Consider the following 19,232-nt stretch of genomic DNA (forward strand, 5'->3'; position numbering starts at 1 on the left):
GTCCCGGGGGTGCTCTCCCCCCCCGCCCCCCCCCCGGCGCCCCGCCGCGGCCCCCGCGCCCGGCCGGGGGCGCCGGACGGCCCGCTTCGGGGCGGTGGGCGGATGGAGACGATCCTGACAGGCGTCTCGCCGCCCGCCGCCCCGCCGTCACTCCCGGGGCAGCGCCGTACGGTAATACCAGGTCAACGCCGCCTCGGCGCCGGAACCCTGGGCCGTGGCGACGCGCTGGAACCGAGAGGAGCGCAGGTCCCCGGCGGTCAGGATCCTCGGGTGCTGATCGCCGGGCGGGCAGTAGCCGTCGGCGTTCCGCGACAGCCCGTCCAGGACGGCCGGCCTGCCGCCGAGATTGCCCAGCAATGTGTCCGCCCGATGGACCCGTTCCCCTTCGGCCGTGCGGGTTTCCAGCAGGTACCCGCGGCCGTCACGCCGCACGGTGACGTGCTCGACCGGGACCAGGCGCACCCGTGTGTCCCGCGCGACCTCGCGGACCTTGTAAGCGTCGGCGGGCGGATACAGGACGTGCAGGGTGTGCGGGGCCGCGGGATGGGCGCGCAACCAGGTGCCGAGCGGCCGGTCGCCACCGAGGACGTACGTGTCGCCGGACAGCTCGTCCGGCCGCGCCCGCCACAACGGCGGCGGCGACAGGTCCGGGGACGCCCGCGTCCACGCCGTGTGACCCGGGCCGACCTCGGTCACGCCGGTGGCGACGACGACGGCGTCCGCCGCCAGCACCCGCCCGTCGGCGAGCCGTACCTCCGCGTGCCCGGGGTGACCGGCGACGCCCACGGCCCGTTCGGCGACCAGGGCACAGCGCCCGTCCTGCTGGACGCGGGCCAGGTCGGCGGCGAGCGCCTGGGCGAGGGCGGGGCCGTCCCGCCAGGCCCCGGGGACGTTCTCCAGCGCGGGGATGGCGTGCAGCTTGCCGCCGACGCGCCCGGGCTCGACGACGAGGGTGCGCATCCCCAGACTCGCCGCCATCAGCGCCGCCGCACAGCCCGCCGGACCGGCTCCCACGACCAACAGGTCGGTGTCATGGCGGTCGTTCACACGTGCTCCCTTCGGACGATGCGGACGGCGGCCCGCGTCCGCGCGCCGTCCCTGAGCCGGGCACGGCCGAGGGTACGGCACGCCTCCGCCCGTTCGACGGAACGGCCCAACGGCTCAACGGCCCGTCAGCCGAAGCAGCCGGGGGAGAGGGCAGGAACAACGGACACGGCACTCGGCGTTCGCCCGGCGCGTCCCGCCCCGCCGTCCGGGCCCACCACGAGGACATCCACCGACAGGCTCACGGCCTCAGTCGAGCACCGCCGCCGTGAGACGGGCCATCACCTTGCGCGCGCGAGGACCGTGCGGAGGATCTGACGGGCTTCCGTCCACAGGACGGCGCCGCCGACTCCGGGCACGACGTGCCGCACGGCTCCGGGAATGCGGGAGGTCAGTCCCGCTCCCTGGTCGGGGGAGTGGCCGGCGTCCTCCGCCCCGTACCAGACGTCCACCGGCACCCGGATCGACGAGAGATCGATGCCCCACCGACCCATGGCGAGCACGGTGTCCCGGGCGTAGCCCGCGGCCCCTTGGGCGAACGCTTGCCGCAGCGCCTCGCGGTAGGCGGCGGCGAACGCCTCCTGCTGGTACACGGCCCGGTCGCACGCCGGACTGTTGCCCATGACCAGGTCCCACATGGCCTGCGGAGTGAACCCGGCGAAGACCTTCTCGGCCGCCTCGGGATCCCGTACGGCGAGGTCCACCAGACGCCGCGGCTCGGGCGGCAGCGCGTCGGCGAAGCGGGGGTCGGCGACCTCGTCCGCCCCCGAGACCACGGCCAGCGCGCCCACCACGCCGGCGGCGGCGCAGGCGAGGGCGAACGGGGCCCCTTGCGAGTTGCCGACCATGGCCGGCCGTCCCAGGCCCGTCAGCTCGGCGAAGACGCGGATGTCCGCCGCGAAATCCGCCAGGGTGCGCCGGGGCGCCGGAGTGGAGGCGCCCAGGCCGGGGCGGTCAACGGAGATGAGCCGGACCCCGAGGTCGTGCACCGCCCGTGCCCCGAAACCGAGATGGCGGCTGGTGGCCGCCCCGGGGGAGAACAGGACCGGTGCGCCGTCGGACGGGCCCCACTCGGCCCAGTCCAGGAGCCTGCCGTCGGGCAGCCGTTCCTCGCCGGTACGCGTGGGAGGGACAACGAATATGTGCATGCCCGCATCATGACGGAGAGGGCCGCGGGCGATCATCCGATTACCGCACCACCGTTCACGGCCTGACCACGTGAGGCGGCGATGTCCTGCCGACGTCCCACGGCGCCGCACTTCCGACAACCCTCTCGGCGCCCGACGCGCGGCGTCATCGAATCCGACGTCACAGAGCGCGACTCAGGGCCGGGTGATGGCCGAGCCGCCCCGGCCCCGACGCGTCATCTGCCGGGACGCCGCCCGCGCCGCCCGCCGCTCAAAAGGGCGCCGTGACGCGTCCCCATGGGCCGATTCAGGACGGCGGCGCCATGGCGACGCGGACCCCGCGACTCTCGCCCTCGGAGAGGAACGCCGCCAGCGCCTCCCCCTCCTCGGCGACCTCGGAGCGCTCGGCACGGGAGAAGCGGCGCAGCGGGGTGACCAGCACGGTGCCGTCCTCGACGTCCCAGGTCGCGGAGACCCGGCCGTCGACCAGGACGAATCGCGCGCCGGTGACGGAGAGGCCGCGGTGGGCGTCGTCGATGATCCGGCCGCGGTCGTGGTAGCCGAGGACCGCGTTGTCGAACGCCGGAAGGAACCGCACGGGGGCCGGGGTGCCGGGGCCGGGGCGGGGTGCGCCGGGGAGGTCCAGCAGTTCCCGGCCCCGCTCGTCGCGGAAGGCGACGAGCTCCTCGCGGACCGCGGCGACCGCGTGCGGCAGTCCGGTGAGGCCGCACCAGGCGCGCAGGTCGGACGTGGCGGCGGGGCCGAACGCGGCCAGATAGCGCCGCACCAGCGCTTCGCCGACCGGATCGGAGCCGTCCGGGGCCGGCGGGTCGATCTCCCGTCCGAGCCAGGAGGAGAGCAGGACGTTGCGCACCCCCGCTTTCCGGCGCCACAGACCGCGTGGCGGCAACTGCGCCGCCGGAACGAGGGCGGGGATCAGCAGCTCCCCGAGTGCCCGCACTCCCGCCTGCGGCCAGCGCCCGGCGAGCGTCCGCGCGAGCTCGGGAGTCGAGCGGGGCCGGTCGTCGGCCATGACCGCCAGCCCCGCCGCCGCGAGTTCGTCGAGGTCTATTCCGTCGAGCTCGCGGCGGTAGGTCCCCAGGACCCGTTGGCGCAGCATGGCGTTGTGGCGGGCCCGCCAGGCCAAGGCGTCGTCGGCGGTGACGAGGTGGACGGTGCGGCGCATGAGGTGGGTGCGCACCACGCGCCGGCCGGTCAGCAGGTCCGAGAGCGCCGCCGGATCGAACGCGCGCAGCCGCGACCAGAGCCCGGCGAACGGTTCCTGGGGTTCCTGCGCCTGCAGGCCACACAGGTGCGCGACGGCGTCGAGGACCGGTATGTCGGCGCGGGTGAGGAGCAGTTGCCGGGCGAGTGTCGCGCGGTTGAGCGCCCGGGTGTCGAGGACCGTCATCGGGCCACCATGGGGCGCGGCCCGGCTTCCTCGGCGTCGGGAGGGGGCGGAGCGCAGGGGAGCGTGGTCGTGGTGGACACGGTGGTCGGGCCCTTCCGGTCGTTCTCGTTGTCCGCAGGTGACCACAGTCGCAGGAGAAGCGGTCAGGACGTGTCCGCTTCCCGGTGCAGTATGGGGGCATGCCGAAGACTTCCGCGCGATTGTTGGCGCTGCTCTCCCTGCTCCAGGCGCGCCGGGACTGGCCGGGGGCGCTGCTGGCCGCGCGGCTGGAGGTCAGCCCGCGCACCGTGCGCCGCGATGTCGACCGCCTGCGCGAACTCGGCTACCCCATCGTGGCGACGAAGGGCCCCGAGGGCGGCTACCGGCTGGGCGCGGGCACGGAGCTGCCCCCACTGCTGTTCGACGACGAGCAGGCGGTCGCCCTCACCCTCGCTCTCCAGATCGCCACCACCGCCGGCGCGGGCATCGAGGAGGCCGCGGCGCGGGCCTTGACCACCGTGCGGCAGACGATGCCCGCGCGGCTGCGCCGCCGGATCGAGACCCTCCAGGTCACCGCCGTCGAGCGGCCCACGCACCAGCCCGTCCCGCAGGTCGGCAGCGGCCTGCTCATGATGCTCGGCGCCGCCGTCCACGCCCGCGAGGTACTGCGTTTCGACTACACCCCCGCGTCCGCCCCGCCCGGAGCCGGGGACGAGGAGTCCGCCGGGGCGCCACCGCGCCGGGTGGAACCCCACCACCTCGTCACCTGGGGCGGGCGCTGGTACCTGATCGCCTGGGACCTCGATCGCGAGGACTGGCGCACCTTCCGCGCCGACCGGATCACCCCGCGTACCCCTACGGGTCCCCGCTTCACCCCGCGCGAACTGCCCGGCGGCGATGTGGCCACCTTCGTGACCAACAAGTTCCAGGGCATTTCCCGCGACTGGCCCTGCCGCGGCGAGGTGATCCTCGACCTGCCGGCCGCCGCCGTGTCCCCCTACGTCCACGACGGAGTCGTCGAGGAACTCGGCCCGCACCGCTGCCGGCTCGTCCTGGGGGCGTGGTCGTGGCCCGGTCTGGCCGCCACCATCGGCAGGTTCGACGCCGACATCGAGGTCGTCGGCCCGGCCGAGCTCCGGGACGCCTTCGCGCGCCTGGCCCGCCGTTACGCCGACGCGGCGGCGGCCACCGCGCCCGCCACGGAACCTCCGGCCCCGGCCTCCTGAGCGCGCGCCCACAGCATCAGGGGGCGGTACCCGGTACCGCCCCCTGTCCGCACTACGCGCTTACTTGGCTTCGTTCAGAGCGGCCAGCGCCTGGGCCCAGCGCACGTACTTCAGGTCGGCGAGGTCCGCGACCGTGGTGACGCCGAACGCCTCCTTCAGCAGTTCGCCGTCACGGTCGGAAACGCCTTTGAGCGCGGCAACCGGAGCGGCCAGGATCTCCGGCAGGCTCTTGTCCGCCCACGCCTTGTCCAGCACCTTCTCCAGCTCGATCGAAGCCACGTTCGCCCTCCCAGGGTCATGAATCGATGGGTCGTGAATCGGTGATCCGCGTGCCGTCGGCCGGCCGTCGCGTCGGCGAACGCGCCGGGCGGAGGTACAAGTCGGGCCCGTAGCCGGTTCCCAACCCTTGGCAGGGCGACGGGTGGTGACGGCGCGTTGCCTGGTCGGTCGACGTGGCGATCGCGTCCGCACCGATCGTGCCGCGCCCTCCTTCCCGGCTTTCCGGCGCCATGACGGCACGCGAAGGCGCCGGAGTGTTCCGGCGCCCGCGTCTTCTACACGCGTGTAGAAGCATAGGGTGTCGTGCCCGGTCGCGAACACACATTCCCGTGCCGGAAAACGAAGTTCGGGTGAACCGCTCGCCTCCGGCACCTGGACGGGACCGCGAGCCACCGCGTCCGTGCCACGGCCCCGGTCGGGCGGCAGGCGCCGTCTCCCGGGCGACTCACCCCGGCGGAAGCGAAACGGCGGGCGAGCGCCGTGGGTTCGGCGTGGCTACGGGTGCGGAACCACGGCCACGGCACCGGGGGCGTGATGGAGGGCCGCGTGCGCGACCGAGCCGATGCGCCGGGGGCTGACGCCGCGTTCCCGGCGCCCGACCACCAGCAGCGCGGCGGCGCCCCCGTGCGACAGCAGGACCTCCGTGGCGGAGCCCATCTCGACGTCCTCGATCACCTTCACCGCCGGGTACTTCTCCCGCCACGGCGCGAGGGCGTCGGCCAGCAGCTTCTGGTTGAGCGGTGCCAGGCCGCCGGCCTCGTCGGCCAGCCACAGGGAGCCCAGGCTCCAGGTGACGACCGACGGAATGCTCCAGGCCCGCACCGCCCGCAGGGTGGCGCCTCGCGCGGCAGCCGCCGCGAAGGCGAACTCCAGTACCGGGGCGCCGGTCTCCCCGGTGTCCTCGACGCCGACGACCACCTCGTCCAGCCGCCGTTCCGCGTCGGCCGGGCGCGGGTCGCGCACCATGACGACCGGCCGGGTCGCCTGCCGCAGCACGTGCAGGGCGACGGAGCCCAGGAGGTAGCCGGTCAGCGTGCCGTGCCCGCGCGAGCCCAGGACGAGCAGGTCGGCCTCGGCCGCCTCGGCCAGCAGGGCGTCCACCGGCTCCCGTACCACCAGTTCGGTGCCGACCGGCAGGTCGGGGAAGGTCTTCGCCAGCCGCGCCCTGCCCTCGTTGAGGACGTTCCGGGCCCACTTCTCCCGCACGTCCGTGTCCAGGGCGAGCGGTATGTCCAGGGGCTGCCACAGCCAGGCGTGGACCAGGCGCAGTTCTTTGCCGGTGCGGGCCGCCTCGGCGGCGGCCCAGTCGGCGGCGGCGAGGGCCTGCGGGGAGCCGTCCAGTCCGACGGTGATGGTGCCAGGCATGGGGGCCTCCAGGGCTTCGGGGTGGCTGCCTTCGGTCGGTGCGGTGACCTGTGTCCACCCTCTGATCGGACCGGTCGCCGGGGCGTGGGCCGAAGGGCCCGGGACGAGGGCCGGTGGGCCCTGGTCCGGCGTCCCGGGAAGGGGGCTTCACCGGGGGCTTCACCGCGCCGGCGGACGGGGTGGGCACGCGTGCACCGCGCCGGTGGACGAAACGACGCACGCCGACGGGCTCCTCTGGCGCGCCGGCTATCCGGCGTCGACGCACCCCAAGTGGGCCAGGCAGGTGCCGGAAGCGGTGAACGGCTCCAGCCGCGCGACCGTCACCGGTCCGCGCAGTTCCGCCAGCGCCCCGCGCATCAGGCCCAGGTGGACGCGGCACACCAAGGCGCCGTGCTTCTCCGCGAGTTCCAGGAAGGGGCAGTGGCGCAGGCGGACGCGCTCCGGAGCGGCGGCGTCCGGTTCGGCTTCGGGCTGGAAGCCGAGGCCGGTCAGGAGCGTGGTCAGCCGCGCGACGGTCTGTTCCCTGGTCAGTCGCTCGAAGGGCGGTGGCCGGTCCACCAGGAACCGGCCCCAGGCGCGCCCGGCTTCCTCCAATTGCTCGTCCGTGCCGGACGCGGCCGAGGACAGGTGCCCGAGCAGGACCTCGGCGAGCAGGCGGTAGTCACGGGCGCCGCCGCGGTTCATCCCCGGCCGCATCGCGTAGACGGTGCGGGGGCGCCCCGGCCCCGGCCGCTGTTCCAGCGTGCGCTCGACGGTTCCCTCGGTCACCAGGGCGTCGAGGTGGAAGCGGGCGGTGTTCGGGTGCGTGCCTATCCGCCGGGCGATGTCGGTCACGCCCAGTGGGATGCCCGCCTCGCGCAGAACGTGTATGACTTCCGCTCGTCGCGAGCCGCGGGGCGCCGCCATGTCGGTCACCTCTCTTCGGGGCGCGGTGCCCGGGCGCCGAGCGCCGGGCGGCTCGGTCCCGGGCCGCCGCCGGTCACGCCGTCCGCGCCGGGGAACCGTACGCCTGGACCGAAGAAACGTACGCCCGCACGCCAGTGCGACGGAAGTCCCGCAAGAGCCTTTCCGTGGCGAGGAACCTCGCTTGTACGCGGTGCGCGGAGGGATCGGCACGCAAGAGGGCCGGCGTCTTGGGCCGTATGACTGAATCCCGCGGCCCGACGGGCGCACGATGGGCACGCGAGGGGATGGCGGCCCATCAGGCGCGCGGTGCGGTGTGCTCCGCTCCCACCGGGCCCACGCGGTGGTGTGGTCGCCAGGATCACGGCTCCCCCTCCTGCCGAAATCCATGACGTACGAGTTCGCGAGTTCTCGATCAAGTCTACGAGTTCTCGATTTTTTCCCAATACCACCTGTAATAATAGCGCGACCCATGAGCAGGGTGTGAGGAAAAGAGGAGCACGTGACACCACTCCCGATCCGTGTCCGAGCCGCCCATGAGTAAGGCGCACCCCGTCCCCGCCGCGGACGCTCCCTGTACCGGGGGCCGGGCGGAAGACGTGGTTCCGAGCGTGCTGGCGGACGTGCGGTCCCTCACCGCGGTCCCGGAGGCCCCCGCCGGCGCCGTGTGGAAGCTGGCCGAGACCGGACGCCAGCTCGACGCCAACGTCGTCCACCTGCCGCCCCGGCGCCGCGTCGACACCCACGCCGAACGGGACCTGGACGTCCTGCTGCTCGTGGTCGGCGGCGACGGCACGCTCGTGACCGCCGAGGGGCCGCGGCCCCTCACCGAGGGATCATTGCTGTGGCTCCCGCACGGCTCGCGCCGCAGCCTGTCCGCAGGGGAGAACGGCCTGTACTACCTCACCGTCCACCCGCGCCGGCCCGGTCTGCGCATCCAGCGCTGGGAGCCGTCGGACGGGGACGCGGGCGCGGGAGCCGACGGCTGAAACCCGCATGGCGGGCTCGTGGCGGGCCCATATCGGCTTGCGCCGGGCCCGTTTCGGCAGGCGGTACACCCGTGAGAGGCGGGTGGCCGGGAACGCGGCCGGTGCGGGCGTCCGCCCGGCCGAGCGGGAGAAGGAGAGGGGAAAACGTGCGGGACGACAGGAGCGCCACCCCGGAACTGTTCCGCCTCAGCGACATGATCGAGCAGGGAGCGCCGGACCTGGCGGACGGCTCGCTGTGGCGGCTCCCCGGGGACCCCCGCCGCCTGGACGCGACGCTGCACCGGCTGCCGCCCGCCCAGGCCCTGGACGAGCGGACGGACGCCGGCTCGGACGCCCTGCTGATCGTCCTGGAAGGCGACGGCCACCTCGTCACCACCGACGGCGCGGCCCCACGGAAACTGCGCTCCGTATCGGCCGCCTGGCTGCCCCCCGGCCTCGGCTACAGGCTGCGGGCCGGAGCACGGGGGCTGGCCTGCGTCCGCGTCTGCGCCCGCCCGGGCGACCCCGCGCCCCCGCGCGCCGCGGCCGTGCGTGACGAGGGAGGGGAGCCCGCGTGCATGCTCGCCCTGGTCTGCCCCGAATGCGGCCGTATGGCGCCCGGCTCCGACGCCCGGTTCTGCTGGCGGTGCGGCTCCCCGCTGCCGGACCACTGACCGTCGCGGGCCGTCGGCGGCGTATTGACGGCCCTCCGCCCGGGCAGGACAGCGGCACCCCGTGAGACGTCACGGCGGCGCGAGAGGAGGGCCGCGTCATGGCGATCGCGGAACCGGACACCGGTTTCTGGGCGGCGGGCACCGGACGCGCCCCCGGTCAGGAACACTCCTGGGTCCAGTCCGGCCAGACCTACGGCCAGGTCCGCCGGTTCATCGCCCACCCGCTCGCGCTGAGCGGGGTGGAGCGCCGGGTGGAGATCACCCACGTATCGGAACGGGTCGGCGCGACGGGCGAACGCGTCATCGACGTCGTCGTCCGCAACGTCGGCTCGACCACGGCCCACTACGGCGTCTTCTACGCCCAGACGGCCCGAGGAGCGTCCGTCGGTGCCGCCCCGCCCCGTTACGGCGCACCGGCGGCCCCGGAACGGGCCTCCGCCACAACGCCGTCCGCGTGCTCCCGGCCGGGGCGCAGGTGGAGGCGGCGGCCGGGCCAGCGCCCGCGCAGCCACCGGTCGTGGCTGGCGAGGACGATCGCGCCCGGCCCGGCGCCGAGGGCGTCCTCCAGTTCGTCACACAGGCGCGGGGACAGGTGGTTGGTGGGCTCGTCGAGCAGCAGAAGTTGCGGTGGGCGCGCCACGAGGAGGGCCAGCGCGAGCCGGCGGCGCTGGCCGACGGACAGGTGGCCCACGGGCTTGCCGAGATCCGCGGCGTGCAGCAGCCCCAGCGAGTCCAGCGGGACCGCCTCCGCCCGCTCGGCGCCCAGGAACCGCGTGTAGGTGTCCCGCGCCGTGCGGTCCGGGCGGGGGAACACGGTGTCCTGCGCCAGCAGTCCCACGGACAGGCCCGGCCGCCGCCGCACCTCGCCCTCGGCGTGGAGCCGGCCGGCCAGCACGGAGAGCAGTGTGGACTTCCCGGCCCCGTTGTCCCCCGTCACCAGGAGGCGGTCCCCGGGCGGGACGTCCAGGTGCGCGAGGCTCAGTCGGCCGGGCACGCGGACGTCGCGCAGGGTGACGAGATCGCCCTCTACCGGTTCTTGCACAGGATCCTCTGCCGGCTCGGCCGTGAGTGCGGTGACGTGCAGGCGCAGGGGGCGGGGCGGTGCGGCGATCGCGGTCCGCTCCCGTTCGGCGAGCCGCCGGGTGGCGTTGCGCACCCGGCGGGAGACCTGCTGCTGGACCCGCCCGGCACGGTGGCCGTAGCCCATCTTCTCGCTGTCCCGCGGCCCCCGGTCCGGGGCGACGCGGCGCGCCGTCACCCCGGCCGAGCGGCGCAATTCCTCCAGTTCCTCCTGCTGGTGTGCGTAGTCGCGTTCCCAGCGCTCCCGTTCCGCCCGCTTCTCGGCCTGGTAGGCGCTGTAGTTCCCGCCGAAGCGCACGGGCCCGTCCACGGCAGGGTCGAGGTCGATCAGGTCGGTGCAGACGGCGTCGAGGAACGCCCGGTCGTGGCTGGCCGCCACGACGACTCCGGGCAACTCGCGGACCTGGCCTTCCACGAAGGCCGCCGCGTCGTCGTCGAGGTGGTTGGTCGGCTCGTCCAGCAGCAGCGCCGCGGGGCGCCGGACGAGGAGCGCGGCCAGGGCCAGCCGGCCGCGCTGCCCGCCGGAGAGGGAGCCGAGCGTCCGGTCGTGCGCGACGCCGCCGAGGCCGAGCCCGTCGAGGACGATCGCGGCCCGCCGGTCGGCGTCCCACGCCTCGCGTTCCTGGGCCTGTTCGAGCCGCCGTCCGTACGCGTCCAGCAGCTCGGCGTGTTCGGGACGGTCCTCCGGGGTGCCGGCGAGCAGCCGGGCGAGCCGGTCGAGTTCGGCCAGGTCGGCGCGGGCCTCCCGCAGGGCGTCGTCCAGGACGCGGGCGATCGTGGCGTCGCCGTCGAACGGCATCTCCTGCCGGAGGAAGCCGAGGTCGTGCGGGCGGGTGACCTGGCCGGCGTCGGGTTCGTCCACCCCCGCGAGCAGGCGCAGCAGGGTCGACTTGCCGACGCCGTTCTCGCCGATCAGCCCGACGCGGTGGCCGGGGGAGACGGTGAGGGAGACGCCGTCGAGGACCCGGCGGGTCCCCAGCGTGCGGACGAGGTCGTGGGCGATCAGGGCGGGTCGGGGCATGGTGGTCCACCTGTGGGGTGCGAGGGGTACGCGGCCCGCCGGGAAAGATTCCTCGGACGCGGGCCAGGCCGGGTTCCGGCGCCTCACACCTCGGGGGCGGACGTCTCCTTCAACTCGCCGTCGGCCAGCCGCAGCCAGCGGTCGATCCCGATCCGCGCGAGGAAGCGTTCGTCGTGGCTGACCACGACGAACGCCCCCTGGTAGGAGGCCAGCGCGCTCTCCAACTGCCCGGCGCTCGCCAGGTCGAGGTTGTTCGTCGGCTCGTCCAGGAGCAGGAGCTGCGGGGCCGGTTCGGCGCACAGCACGCACGCCAGCGTGGCGCGCAGCCGCTCGCCGCCGGACAGCACCCGCACCGGCAGGTGCGCCCGGGCGCCCCGGAAGAGGAAGCGGGCGAGCAGGTTCATCCGCTCCGCCTCCGTGCGGTGCGGGGCGAAGGCGGCGAAGTTCTCGGCCACCGTCCGGTCGGGTGCGAGCAGGTCGAGCCGCTGCGAGAGGTAGGCGATCCGGCTGTCGGCCCGCTTGATCTCGCCTTCGTCGGGGGCGAGGTCGCCGTGCAGCAGGCGCAGCAGCGTGGTCTTGCCGGCGCCGTTCGGGCCGGTCAGGGCGATGCGTTCGGGCCCCCGGATCGTCAGGTCGACTCCGGCCGGCCCGAACAGGGGCCGCTCGCCGTGGCTGACGCGGAGCCCCTCGCCGACGAACAGGTTGCGCCCCGCGGCCACCTGCGTGGCGGGCAGGTCCAGCACGAGGCGCTGCTCGTCGCGCACGGCACGCCCCGCCTCGTCGAGACGGGCCTTGGCCTCGCTGACCCGGGAGGCGTGCATCTGGCCCGACCGGCCGGCCGCCTCCTGGGCGCCGCGCTTCATGTTGCCGGCGAAGATGCGGGGCAGGCCCGCGTTCTTGAGGTTGCGGGAGGCGTTGCTCATGCGGCGCTCGGCGCGTTCGCGGGCCTGCTGCAACTCCCGCTTCTCGCGCTTGAGTTCCTGCTCGGCGTTGCGGACGTTCTTCTCCGCCACCTCCTGCTCCGCCTGCACGGCCTCCTCGTACGCGGTGAAGTTGCCGCCGTACAGGCGCAGCGCGCCGCGGTCGAGTTCGGCGATGCGGTCCATGCGGTCCAGCAGCGCGCGGTCGTGGCTGACCAGGAGCAGGCAGCCGGGCCAGTCCTCCAGGACGTCGTAGAGCTTGTGGCGGGCGTCGAGGTCGAGATTGTTCGTCGGCTCGTCCAGCAGCAGGACGTCGGGCCGCTTGAGCAACTGCGCCGCGAGGCCCAGCGAGACGATCTGACCGCCGCTGAGGGTGCTCAGGGCGCGGTCGAGGGTCACGTCCGTGAGGCCGAGCCGGTCGATCTGGGCGCGCGTGCGCTCTTCGATGTCCCAGTCGTCGCCGATGGTCGTGAAGTGCTCCTCGCTCACGTCGCCGGATTCCACGGCGTCCAGCGCCCGGATCACCTCGGCTACGCCCAGCACCTCGGCCACGGTGAGGTCGGAGGCGAGGGGGAGGTGCTGCGGGAGGTAGCCGAGGACGCCGGAGACGGACACGAAGCCGGCGGTGGGCCGCAGTTCACCGGCGATCAGCTTGAGCAGGGTGCTCTTGCCGGACCCGTTGGGCGCCACCAGCCCCGTGCGGCCGGTGCCCACGGTGAAGGAGAGGTCCTGGAAGACGGGGGTGTCGTCGGGCCAGGAGAAGGACAGGTTCGAGCAGACGACGGAAGCGTCGGACATGGGAATACCTCGGAGAACGGCACGGGCCCGGCAGACAGACCGGTGCCCGGAAGACGGGAAAAGTGCACGACGAGGCAGCCACCACGGCGGTGCTCCTGTGCACCGGCCGGCGGCCGTCAGGTCCGGGTATCACCCGGAGATGTCGTCGTCACCCACCACGGCTATGTCTCCTCGATCCGAGATCACGTCTTCGTCAGGCTAACACTCGTGTTCGAGGCTGTCGCGGGATTAATTCCGGTGGCGAGGGCGGGGCGGGCGCGCCGCGAGCCGAGTCGCCGACGAGGCTGTGGGTGGGTGGCATCAGGCACCCCCGGCATCCGATACCCCTGGGGGGTATTTGACAGGTCGCGAGGAGGTGGCTACCTTCTTCATCAACGGATACCCCCCAGGGGTAAGGAGTGGATGATGACGAACGAAACGAACTGGCACCTCAAGGGCGAGTGGTTCGACGTGTGCAGCTGCTCGCTGCCCTGCCCCTGCACCTTCGCCCAGTCGCCGACGAACGGGGCCTGCCTGTTCACCCTCGTCTGGCAGATCCACGAAGGGCACTTCGGCGACCTGCGGCTGGACAACCTCGGCGTGGTGGCCCTGGGGGAGTTCGCCGGCAACATGTGGGTGGGTGACCCGGACGCCACGATGAAGGTGATGTTCTACATCGACGAGAAGGGGAGCCAGGCGCAGCGCGACGCGCTGGAGGAGATCTTCCGGGGGAACGTCGGCGGCTGGCCGGGGAAGTTCGGCTCGCTGATCAGCGAGGTGCGCGATGTGCGGTACGCGCCGATCCGGTTCGACGCCGCAAAGGACCTGGCCTACTGGCGGGCGAGCGTGCCGGGGAAGGTCAGTGTGGGGGCGACGGCGCTCACCGGTCCGACCTCGGACCCGAACCGGCGCGTGCAACTGATCAACGCACCCGGCGCGGAGGTCGGCCCGGGACAGGTGGCGACCTGGGGTGTGGTCAGCGACGATCGGGTCCGGGGATTCGACTTCTCCCGGGAGTACCGGGGCGGATCGAGCAAGCACTTCCCGTTCGACTGGCGTCCCTCGGACAAGTAGCGCGATCGGCGCTCCTGTTGAGATTTCCCGTGTGGTGTCGTCCGGTGAAGTCCCTTGGGGGCGGCACGATGGCACCTCGCGGGGAACTCCGATAAATGTTATGCGGTGTTCGACTTCAGGTGCGCCGCTGCCTCACCCGCTTCTTTGCAAAAGGGGCAGGCACAGTGAATCCGGGGCGAGTTCCAGGAGCCGGCGGCGGATACCGGAGGTGGCCGCCAGCAATTGTCCTTGCCAGCGGGTGATGATTTCACTGTCGTCGCCGAAGAGCCCGACCGCGGCGATGGTGGCCCCGTTGTGTCCGAACAAGGGGGTGGCGAGGGAATGCATGGCGGGCACCGAGGTGTCCGGCAGCAGGGCGAGGCCGGTCCTGCGGACGGTGGCGAGCAGGCCGGTGGCCCGGGAGTAGCGCGGATCGCAGGCCAGCAGGGCCGCTCCGGCGGCCGAGTCGCGGGTGTCCCGCAGCGGGGGCACCCGTCCGGCGGCCGTGGCGCGCCGTTCCCCGACGATCTCTATGTAGGTGACGCTGTCGTCGTACAGCACCGCCAGATAGGCGTCTTCCTTGGTCAGGTGGTGCAGGTGCCGTAAGTGGAGCATCGCCGCGTCGCGCAGCTGCATCCGGGTCAGGTTCAGACTGCCCACTTCCCACAGGCGCAGCCCGATGGAATATCGGCCGTCGCTCCCTCGTTCCAGCGCGCCCCACGCGGCGAGTTCGGAGACGATGCGGTAGACGGTGGAGGTCGGTAATCCCGCTCGCCGGGATATGTCCGAGAGGGAGAGATGCGTGTGAGCCGTGTCGAAAACGCTCAATATGGTGAGAGCGCGGCCGGTGACGGACTTCGTCGAAGAGGTGCCGAGTGGCATACCGGTTCCTTCTGCTCATGGCTCATGGGTTCTCGATTTCCGATCGTCGCCGACGCCGTGATGTGTCACCAGAGGATCCGGTGAACTTCTCATCCCGTGAGATTCGTGAAGCCCGCGGTATGCGAATTCAGGACAGGTGCGGATTGTTTTTGGGCGGTTTCCCGGTTCAATTCGCTCGGGATGCCAGGGCGGGCTCCGCGGGCGCGGCCCCGCTCTTGGCGGGCAGCCCGGCGACGCACACGATGGTGGCGCCGAGGAGGGCGGCGGCACAGCCGATCAGGGTGGTGGTGTAGCTGCCGGTCAGGTCGTGGAGCAGGCCCGGCACGTACGAGCCGACGGCGGAGCCGACCTGATGGCCCATGGACAGCAGTCCGAACACCAGGCCGAGGGCGGCGGGTGGGAAGTGCCGGGTGGCGATGATGTGGGTGGGGGTCACCGTGGCGAAGTCGACCAGGCCGAAGAGCAGGCCGAAGGCCACGAGCCAGCCGTCGTAAGGCGCGACGGCCAGGAAGACCAGGGTGAGGGACCGCGCCGCGTACAGCACGGCCAGGATGCGGGCGCAGTTGTAGCGGTCGCTCAGCGGCCCGGAGGCCAGGATTCCGGCGATGTTGGCCGCGGCCAGCAGGCTCACGGTGGTGCCCGTCAGGGCGGTGGAGTTGCCGTGGTCGTGGGCGAGCGGCACCAGGTGCGTGTCGATCAGCCCGGTCGTGGTGACGCCGCACACGAAGTAGGGGGTGAGCAGGGCCCACAGCACGCGGGAGCGCAGCACCTCGCGGCCGGTGCCGCCCTTCTTCTGTTCCTCGCTGCTCTCGGGGGCCGGGCCGCCGTACGGTTCCAGTCCCTTGTCGGCGGGCCTGGACCGCAGCAGCACCGCGATCAGCGGTCCCACGACCAGCATCAGCAGCGCGCCCTCGACCGCGAGCGTGGTGCTCCACCCGTACGCGTCGATCAGCATCAGGGACAGCGGGACGAAGACGAACTGCCCCGCGCCGAAGCCGGATTCGACGAAGGAGAAGGCCACGCCCCGGCGCGCGGTGAACCACTGGCTCACCACCAGGCCCGCCGTCACGCCGGAGGCCGCGCTGAAACCGAGGGAGGCGAGCAGCCCGTACAGAGCGGCGAGCGCGCCCACGTTCGTGGCCTGCGACGAGGCCGCCAGGCCCAGGCCCGCGATGACGACGCCCGAGGAGAGCACCGCGCGCGCCCCGTACCGGGCCGACAACTGGCCGACCAGCGGCTGGGTCAGGCCGTAGATCAGGAAACTGGCCGTCCCCACCAGGCTGATGGTGCCGCGCCCGACCTCAAGGTCGTCCTCCCAGGCGGGGATGAACGCGCCGAAGGCGATGCGGGTGCCCTGTGCGGTGAGCAGGCCCAGCAGGACCAGGACGAGCATGCCCCAGGCGGGGTGGACGCGCGGGGCGGGCCGGGACGTCATCGGTGTCCTTTCGCTATGGAGCGCAGCCGGCCCATGAGCTCGTCGGCCTGGGCGGGGGTGAGGGAGCCGACGATGTCGGCGTTGAGCTTGGCGATCTCCTGCTGTACGCCGTCCCGCAGCGCCCGGCCGGCGTCGGTGAGGCGCAGCCGCACGACGCGGCGGTCCGTGCTGTCGGGGAACCGGTTGACCAGCCCGTCGCGTTCCAGCCGGTCGAGAACACCGGTGATCGTCGCGCTGTCCATCACCAACTGCTCGCGCAGTTGGGCGGAGCTGCGGCCGTCTTCCTCCCACAGGCCCGCCAGCACCGCGTACTGCGGCGCGGTGAGGCCGAAGGGCGCCAGACGGCTCTTGAGCTCGGCGTGCACGCGCTGGTAGGCCTTCCCCAGGATGAAGGTGATGCAGTCGTTGATCACGATCATGGGCGGCCTTCCGACGAACTCTTGTGTGCAAGACACTTGTGCGCGAGAGAAGTTACCACTCGCGCCGTGCCGGAAGGTTTCCTCGTCTCTCATGGTGGGATGGCGCGGTCGCATCCCCGCTGGTACGCGTCGGCCCGTTCCGCTCAGTGGGAAGGATCGTTCCCTGACGTGACGGACGGGGCGCAGAATCGGCACCGCTCCACCGCCCGGCGGGGGAGTTGTCCGGAACGTGAGGGTGCGCGGAGACGGGGGAACTGTGCCGTTCGACGTCCAGAAGATCGCTCGTGAGTTGCTCCAGGCAGAGGACGAGGCCACCGAGGCCGGCCTCCTGACGGACCGTTGGCCGGACCTCGGGGTGGAGACGGCGTACGACATCCAGGCCGCGGCCCTGCGGCTGCGCGAGGAGCGCGGCGAGCGGATCGTCGGCGTCAAACTCGGGCTCACCTCGCCCGCGAAGCAGCGGCGGATGAACGTCGACGAGCCGCTGGTGGCCTGGCTGACCGACCGGATGACGCTCGCCCCCGGCGCGAAGGTGCCGGTGGACACGCTCATCCACCCGAGGGTCGAGCCGGAGATCGTGCTGGAGATCGGTGCCGCGCTGACCGGTCCCGGCCTCACCGCCGAGCAGGCGCTGCGCGGCGTCCGCGCCGTCCGGGCCGGTCTGGAGGTCATCGACAGCCGGTACCGCGACTACCGCTTCACGCTGCCCGACGTCGTCGCCGACAACGCCTCCAGCGGCTACTACGCGCTGGCCGAGTCGGCATCGGCCCCCCACGGCATCGACCTCGTGGCGGAGCCCTGCCGGCTGGAGAAGAACGGCCGGCCGGTGAGCGAGGGCGTCGGCGCCGACGTGCTGGGCGACCCGCTGAACGCGCTGGTCTTCGCGGCCGACCTGCTGGGGCGGCGCGGCATCCGGATCGAGCCCGGCTGGATCGTGCTCACCGGCGGCATCACGGACGCGGTTCCCGTCGCCGCCGGGGACACCGTCACCGCCCACTTCGGCAGCCTCGGCACCGTCACCGTCCACGCCTGACGCCCGCGCCCGCGACGCCCGCGCGACCGCCGGAGCGCCCGGCCCGGCCCGCGTGTCTGACCGTCCCACCCGCCCCGTTCGACGTCCGAGTGCCGCATTGGCATGCGCATGCCCGCACGCGGACCCCGTGCCACGAGAGAGAGCCAGGTATGAGCGAGCCGTTCATCGGCCATGTGATCGACGGCAAGGAAGAGGAGTCCCACGGGGGCGGGCGGTTCGAGACCGTCGACCCGTGGGCGCGCACCGCGTGGGCCCAGGTGGCCGAGGGCGGCGCGGACGACGTCGAGCGGGCCGTGTCCTCGGCGCGCCGCGCCTTCACCGAGGGCGAGTGGCCGCGCATGGGGTACGAGGACCGCGGCCGGGTGCTGCGCGGGCTGGCCGGTCTGATCGAGGCGCACGCCGACGAGCTGGCGGCGGCGGACAGCCGCGACATGGGACGGCCGGTCGCGCAGGCGCTGGCCAAGGACGTGACCCGGGCCGCCGCCAACTTCCGCTTCTTCGCCGACCACGCGCGGATCACGGGCGCCGAGCACTACCCCTCGGACCTCGGGTGCCACGTGTACACGCGGTACGAGGCGGCCGGTGTGGTCGCCGCCGTGTCGCCGTGGAACTTCCCGCTGATGCTGGAGAGCTGGAAGATCGCCCCGGCGCTCGCGCACGGCAACACCGTCGTGCTCAAACCGGCCGAGCAGAGCCCGGCCTCCGCGACGCTGCTGGCCAAGCTCGCCATCGAGGCGGGGCTGCCCGCCGGGGTGCTCAACGTCGTCCACGGCTTCGGCCCCCGGGCGGCGGGGGAGTTCCTGGTCTCGCACCCCGGGGTGGACCGGATCACCTTCACCGGCGAGACGGCGACGGGCAAAGCCATCGCCCGCAGCGCGGCCGGGAACCTGACGCCGGTGAGCATGGAACTCGGCGGCAAGGGCGCCAACGTCGTCTTCGCCGACGCCGATCTGGAACTCGCCGTGCGCTGGTCGGTGCAGGCGGCGTTCGGCAACGCCGGACAGGTGTGCCTGGCGGGCAGCCGGCTGTTCGTGGAACGGCCCGTCCACGAGGAGTTCCTGGCCCGGTTCACCGAGGCCGCCGAGCACCTGGCCGTCGGCGACCCGCGGGACCGCCGCACCGACATCGGCCCGCTCGCCTCGGCCGAACACCACGCCAAGGTGACCTCCTACCTCGACGCCGTCGAACGCGGCGGCCAGGGGAAGATCGTGACCGGCGGCCGGTACGCGGGAGACACCTGGGCCGTCCGGCCCACCGTGATCGTGGACGCGCCGGAGGACGCGGCGGTGTGCCGCGAGGAGATCTTCGGCCCCGTGGTCGTCGTCACCCCCTTCGAGAGGGAGGACGAGGTGGTGGCCCGCGCCAACGGCACGCCCTACGGCCTCAACGCCATGCTCTTCACGGAGAACCTGCGCCGGGCCCACCGCGTCGCCGCCGCGCTCAAGGGCGGCACCGTGTGGGTCAACTGCTTCTTCGTGCGGGACCTGCGGGCGCCGTTCGGCGGCGTGGGCCAGTCCGGGATCGGCCGGGAGGGCGGCGCGTACAGCCGGGAGTTCTTCACCGAACCCAAGGCCGTGGTGATGAACGTCGGCATGCCCGAAGGGCGGTGATCCGGCCTCCCCCGAAGTCTTCGCGA

At 73.2% G+C, this 19,232-nt stretch carries 17 protein-coding genes; 6 read left to right on the forward strand and 11 right to left on the reverse strand.

Annotation, left to right across the window (positions count from 1 at the left end; all coding sequences use genetic code 11):
- Window positions 1-147 precede the first annotated feature (147 nt).
- The 3 genes from ABZX96_RS22430 to ABZX96_RS22440 form a co-directional block, all read right to left on the reverse strand.
- Entirely contained in the window at window positions 148-1,047 is a 900-nt protein-coding gene (locus ABZX96_RS22430) for an FAD-dependent oxidoreductase (RefSeq protein WP_355547095.1), read from the reverse strand.
- Window positions 1,048-1,325: 278 nt separating this feature from the next.
- Complete coding sequence (locus ABZX96_RS22435) at window positions 1,326-2,192, reverse strand: alpha/beta hydrolase (RefSeq protein ID WP_355547097.1); 867 nt, start codon at window positions 2,190-2,192, stop codon at window positions 1,326-1,328.
- Between the two features lie 286 nt (window positions 2,193-2,478).
- Window positions 2,479-3,582 (reverse strand): winged helix DNA-binding domain-containing protein, encoded by a 1,104-nt coding sequence (locus ABZX96_RS22440; protein ID WP_355547099.1) that lies wholly within the window; start codon window positions 3,580-3,582, stop codon window positions 2,479-2,481.
- Between the two features lie 179 nt (window positions 3,583-3,761).
- Between ABZX96_RS22440 and ABZX96_RS22445 the strand changes: the two genes are divergently transcribed.
- The gene (locus ABZX96_RS22445) at window positions 3,762-4,787 is read left to right on the forward strand and encodes a WYL domain-containing protein (protein WP_355547101.1); all 1,026 of its coding nucleotides are present in this window, start codon (window positions 3,762-3,764) and stop codon (window positions 4,785-4,787) included.
- Window positions 4,788-4,847: 60 nt separating this feature from the next.
- Here ABZX96_RS22445 and ABZX96_RS22450 read toward each other — a convergent pair whose 3' ends face one another.
- From ABZX96_RS22450 to ABZX96_RS22460, 3 genes are all read right to left on the reverse strand, one after another.
- Complete coding sequence (locus ABZX96_RS22450; RefSeq protein ID WP_355547103.1) at window positions 4,848-5,066, reverse strand: hypothetical protein; 219 nt, start codon at window positions 5,064-5,066, stop codon at window positions 4,848-4,850.
- Between the two features lie 495 nt (window positions 5,067-5,561).
- Window positions 5,562-6,431: a universal stress protein gene (locus ABZX96_RS22455; protein WP_355547105.1), complete on the reverse strand. Its 870-nt coding sequence runs from the start codon at window positions 6,429-6,431 to the stop codon at window positions 5,562-5,564.
- Between the two features lie 246 nt (window positions 6,432-6,677).
- Window positions 6,678-7,337, reverse strand: coding sequence for a helix-turn-helix domain-containing protein (locus ABZX96_RS22460; RefSeq protein ID WP_355547107.1), 660 nt, complete (start codon window positions 7,335-7,337; stop codon window positions 6,678-6,680).
- Between the two features lie 533 nt (window positions 7,338-7,870).
- On the opposite strand from ABZX96_RS22460, the gene ABZX96_RS22465 reads away from it, so the two are divergent.
- Both ABZX96_RS22465 and ABZX96_RS22470 read left to right on the forward strand, forming a co-directional pair.
- The gene (locus ABZX96_RS22465) at window positions 7,871-8,323 is read left to right on the forward strand and encodes a hypothetical protein (RefSeq protein ID WP_355547109.1); all 453 of its coding nucleotides are present in this window, start codon (window positions 7,871-7,873) and stop codon (window positions 8,321-8,323) included.
- Window positions 8,324-8,469: 146 nt separating this feature from the next.
- The gene (locus tag ABZX96_RS22470) at window positions 8,470-8,976 is read left to right on the forward strand and encodes a hypothetical protein (protein WP_355547111.1); all 507 of its coding nucleotides are present in this window, start codon (window positions 8,470-8,472) and stop codon (window positions 8,974-8,976) included.
- A 403-nt stretch (window positions 8,977-9,379) separates the two neighbouring features.
- Here ABZX96_RS22470 and ABZX96_RS22475 read toward each other — a convergent pair whose 3' ends face one another.
- Together ABZX96_RS22475 and abc-f are read right to left on the reverse strand one after the other, a co-directional pair.
- Window positions 9,380-11,077, reverse strand: coding sequence for an ABC-F family ATP-binding cassette domain-containing protein (locus tag ABZX96_RS22475; protein WP_355547113.1), 1,698 nt, complete (start codon window positions 11,075-11,077; stop codon window positions 9,380-9,382).
- An 83-nt stretch (window positions 11,078-11,160) separates the two neighbouring features.
- A complete protein-coding gene (gene abc-f / locus ABZX96_RS22480; RefSeq protein WP_355547115.1) occupies window positions 11,161-12,795 on the reverse strand; it encodes a ribosomal protection-like ABC-F family protein in 1,635 nt (544 codons plus the stop codon).
- A gap of 405 nt (window positions 12,796-13,200) precedes the next feature.
- Here abc-f and ABZX96_RS22485 point away from each other — a divergent pair, with 405 nt between their 5' ends.
- Window positions 13,201-13,848 carry a DUF1326 domain-containing protein gene (locus ABZX96_RS22485; protein WP_355547117.1) on the forward strand — a complete coding sequence of 216 codons (648 nt, stop codon included), beginning with the start codon at window positions 13,201-13,203 and terminating at the stop codon, window positions 13,846-13,848.
- Window positions 13,849-13,980: 132 nt separating this feature from the next.
- On the opposite strand, the gene ABZX96_RS22490 is transcribed toward ABZX96_RS22485, so the two are convergent.
- The 3 genes from ABZX96_RS22490 to ABZX96_RS22500 form a co-directional block, all read right to left on the reverse strand.
- Window positions 13,981-14,709 carry a helix-turn-helix domain-containing protein gene (locus tag ABZX96_RS22490; protein WP_355547119.1) on the reverse strand — a complete coding sequence of 243 codons (729 nt, stop codon included), beginning with the start codon at window positions 14,707-14,709 and terminating at the stop codon, window positions 13,981-13,983.
- A gap of 166 nt (window positions 14,710-14,875) precedes the next feature.
- The gene (locus ABZX96_RS22495; protein WP_355547121.1) at window positions 14,876-16,144 is read right to left on the reverse strand and encodes an MFS transporter; all 1,269 of its coding nucleotides are present in this window, start codon (window positions 16,142-16,144) and stop codon (window positions 14,876-14,878) included.
- Window positions 16,141-16,563 (reverse strand): MarR family transcriptional regulator, encoded by a 423-nt coding sequence (locus ABZX96_RS22500; protein WP_355547123.1) that lies wholly within the window; start codon window positions 16,561-16,563, stop codon window positions 16,141-16,143. The genes ABZX96_RS22495 and ABZX96_RS22500 overlap by 4 nt, the downstream gene beginning before the upstream one ends.
- A gap of 256 nt (window positions 16,564-16,819) precedes the next feature.
- Here ABZX96_RS22500 and ABZX96_RS22505 point away from each other — a divergent pair, with 256 nt between their 5' ends.
- Together ABZX96_RS22505 and ABZX96_RS22510 are read left to right on the forward strand one after the other, a co-directional pair.
- Window positions 16,820-17,596 (forward strand): fumarylacetoacetate hydrolase family protein, encoded by a 777-nt coding sequence (locus ABZX96_RS22505; RefSeq protein WP_355547125.1) that lies wholly within the window; start codon window positions 16,820-16,822, stop codon window positions 17,594-17,596.
- Between the two features lie 149 nt (window positions 17,597-17,745).
- Window positions 17,746-19,206: an aldehyde dehydrogenase gene (locus ABZX96_RS22510; protein ID WP_355547127.1), complete on the forward strand. Its 1,461-nt coding sequence runs from the start codon at window positions 17,746-17,748 to the stop codon at window positions 19,204-19,206.
- Window positions 19,207-19,232: the final 26 nt, after the last annotated feature.

The sequence above is a fragment of the Streptomyces sp. NPDC003077 genome, assembly GCF_040611095.1.
Classification (GTDB): domain Bacteria; phylum Actinomycetota; class Actinomycetes; order Streptomycetales; family Streptomycetaceae; genus Streptomyces.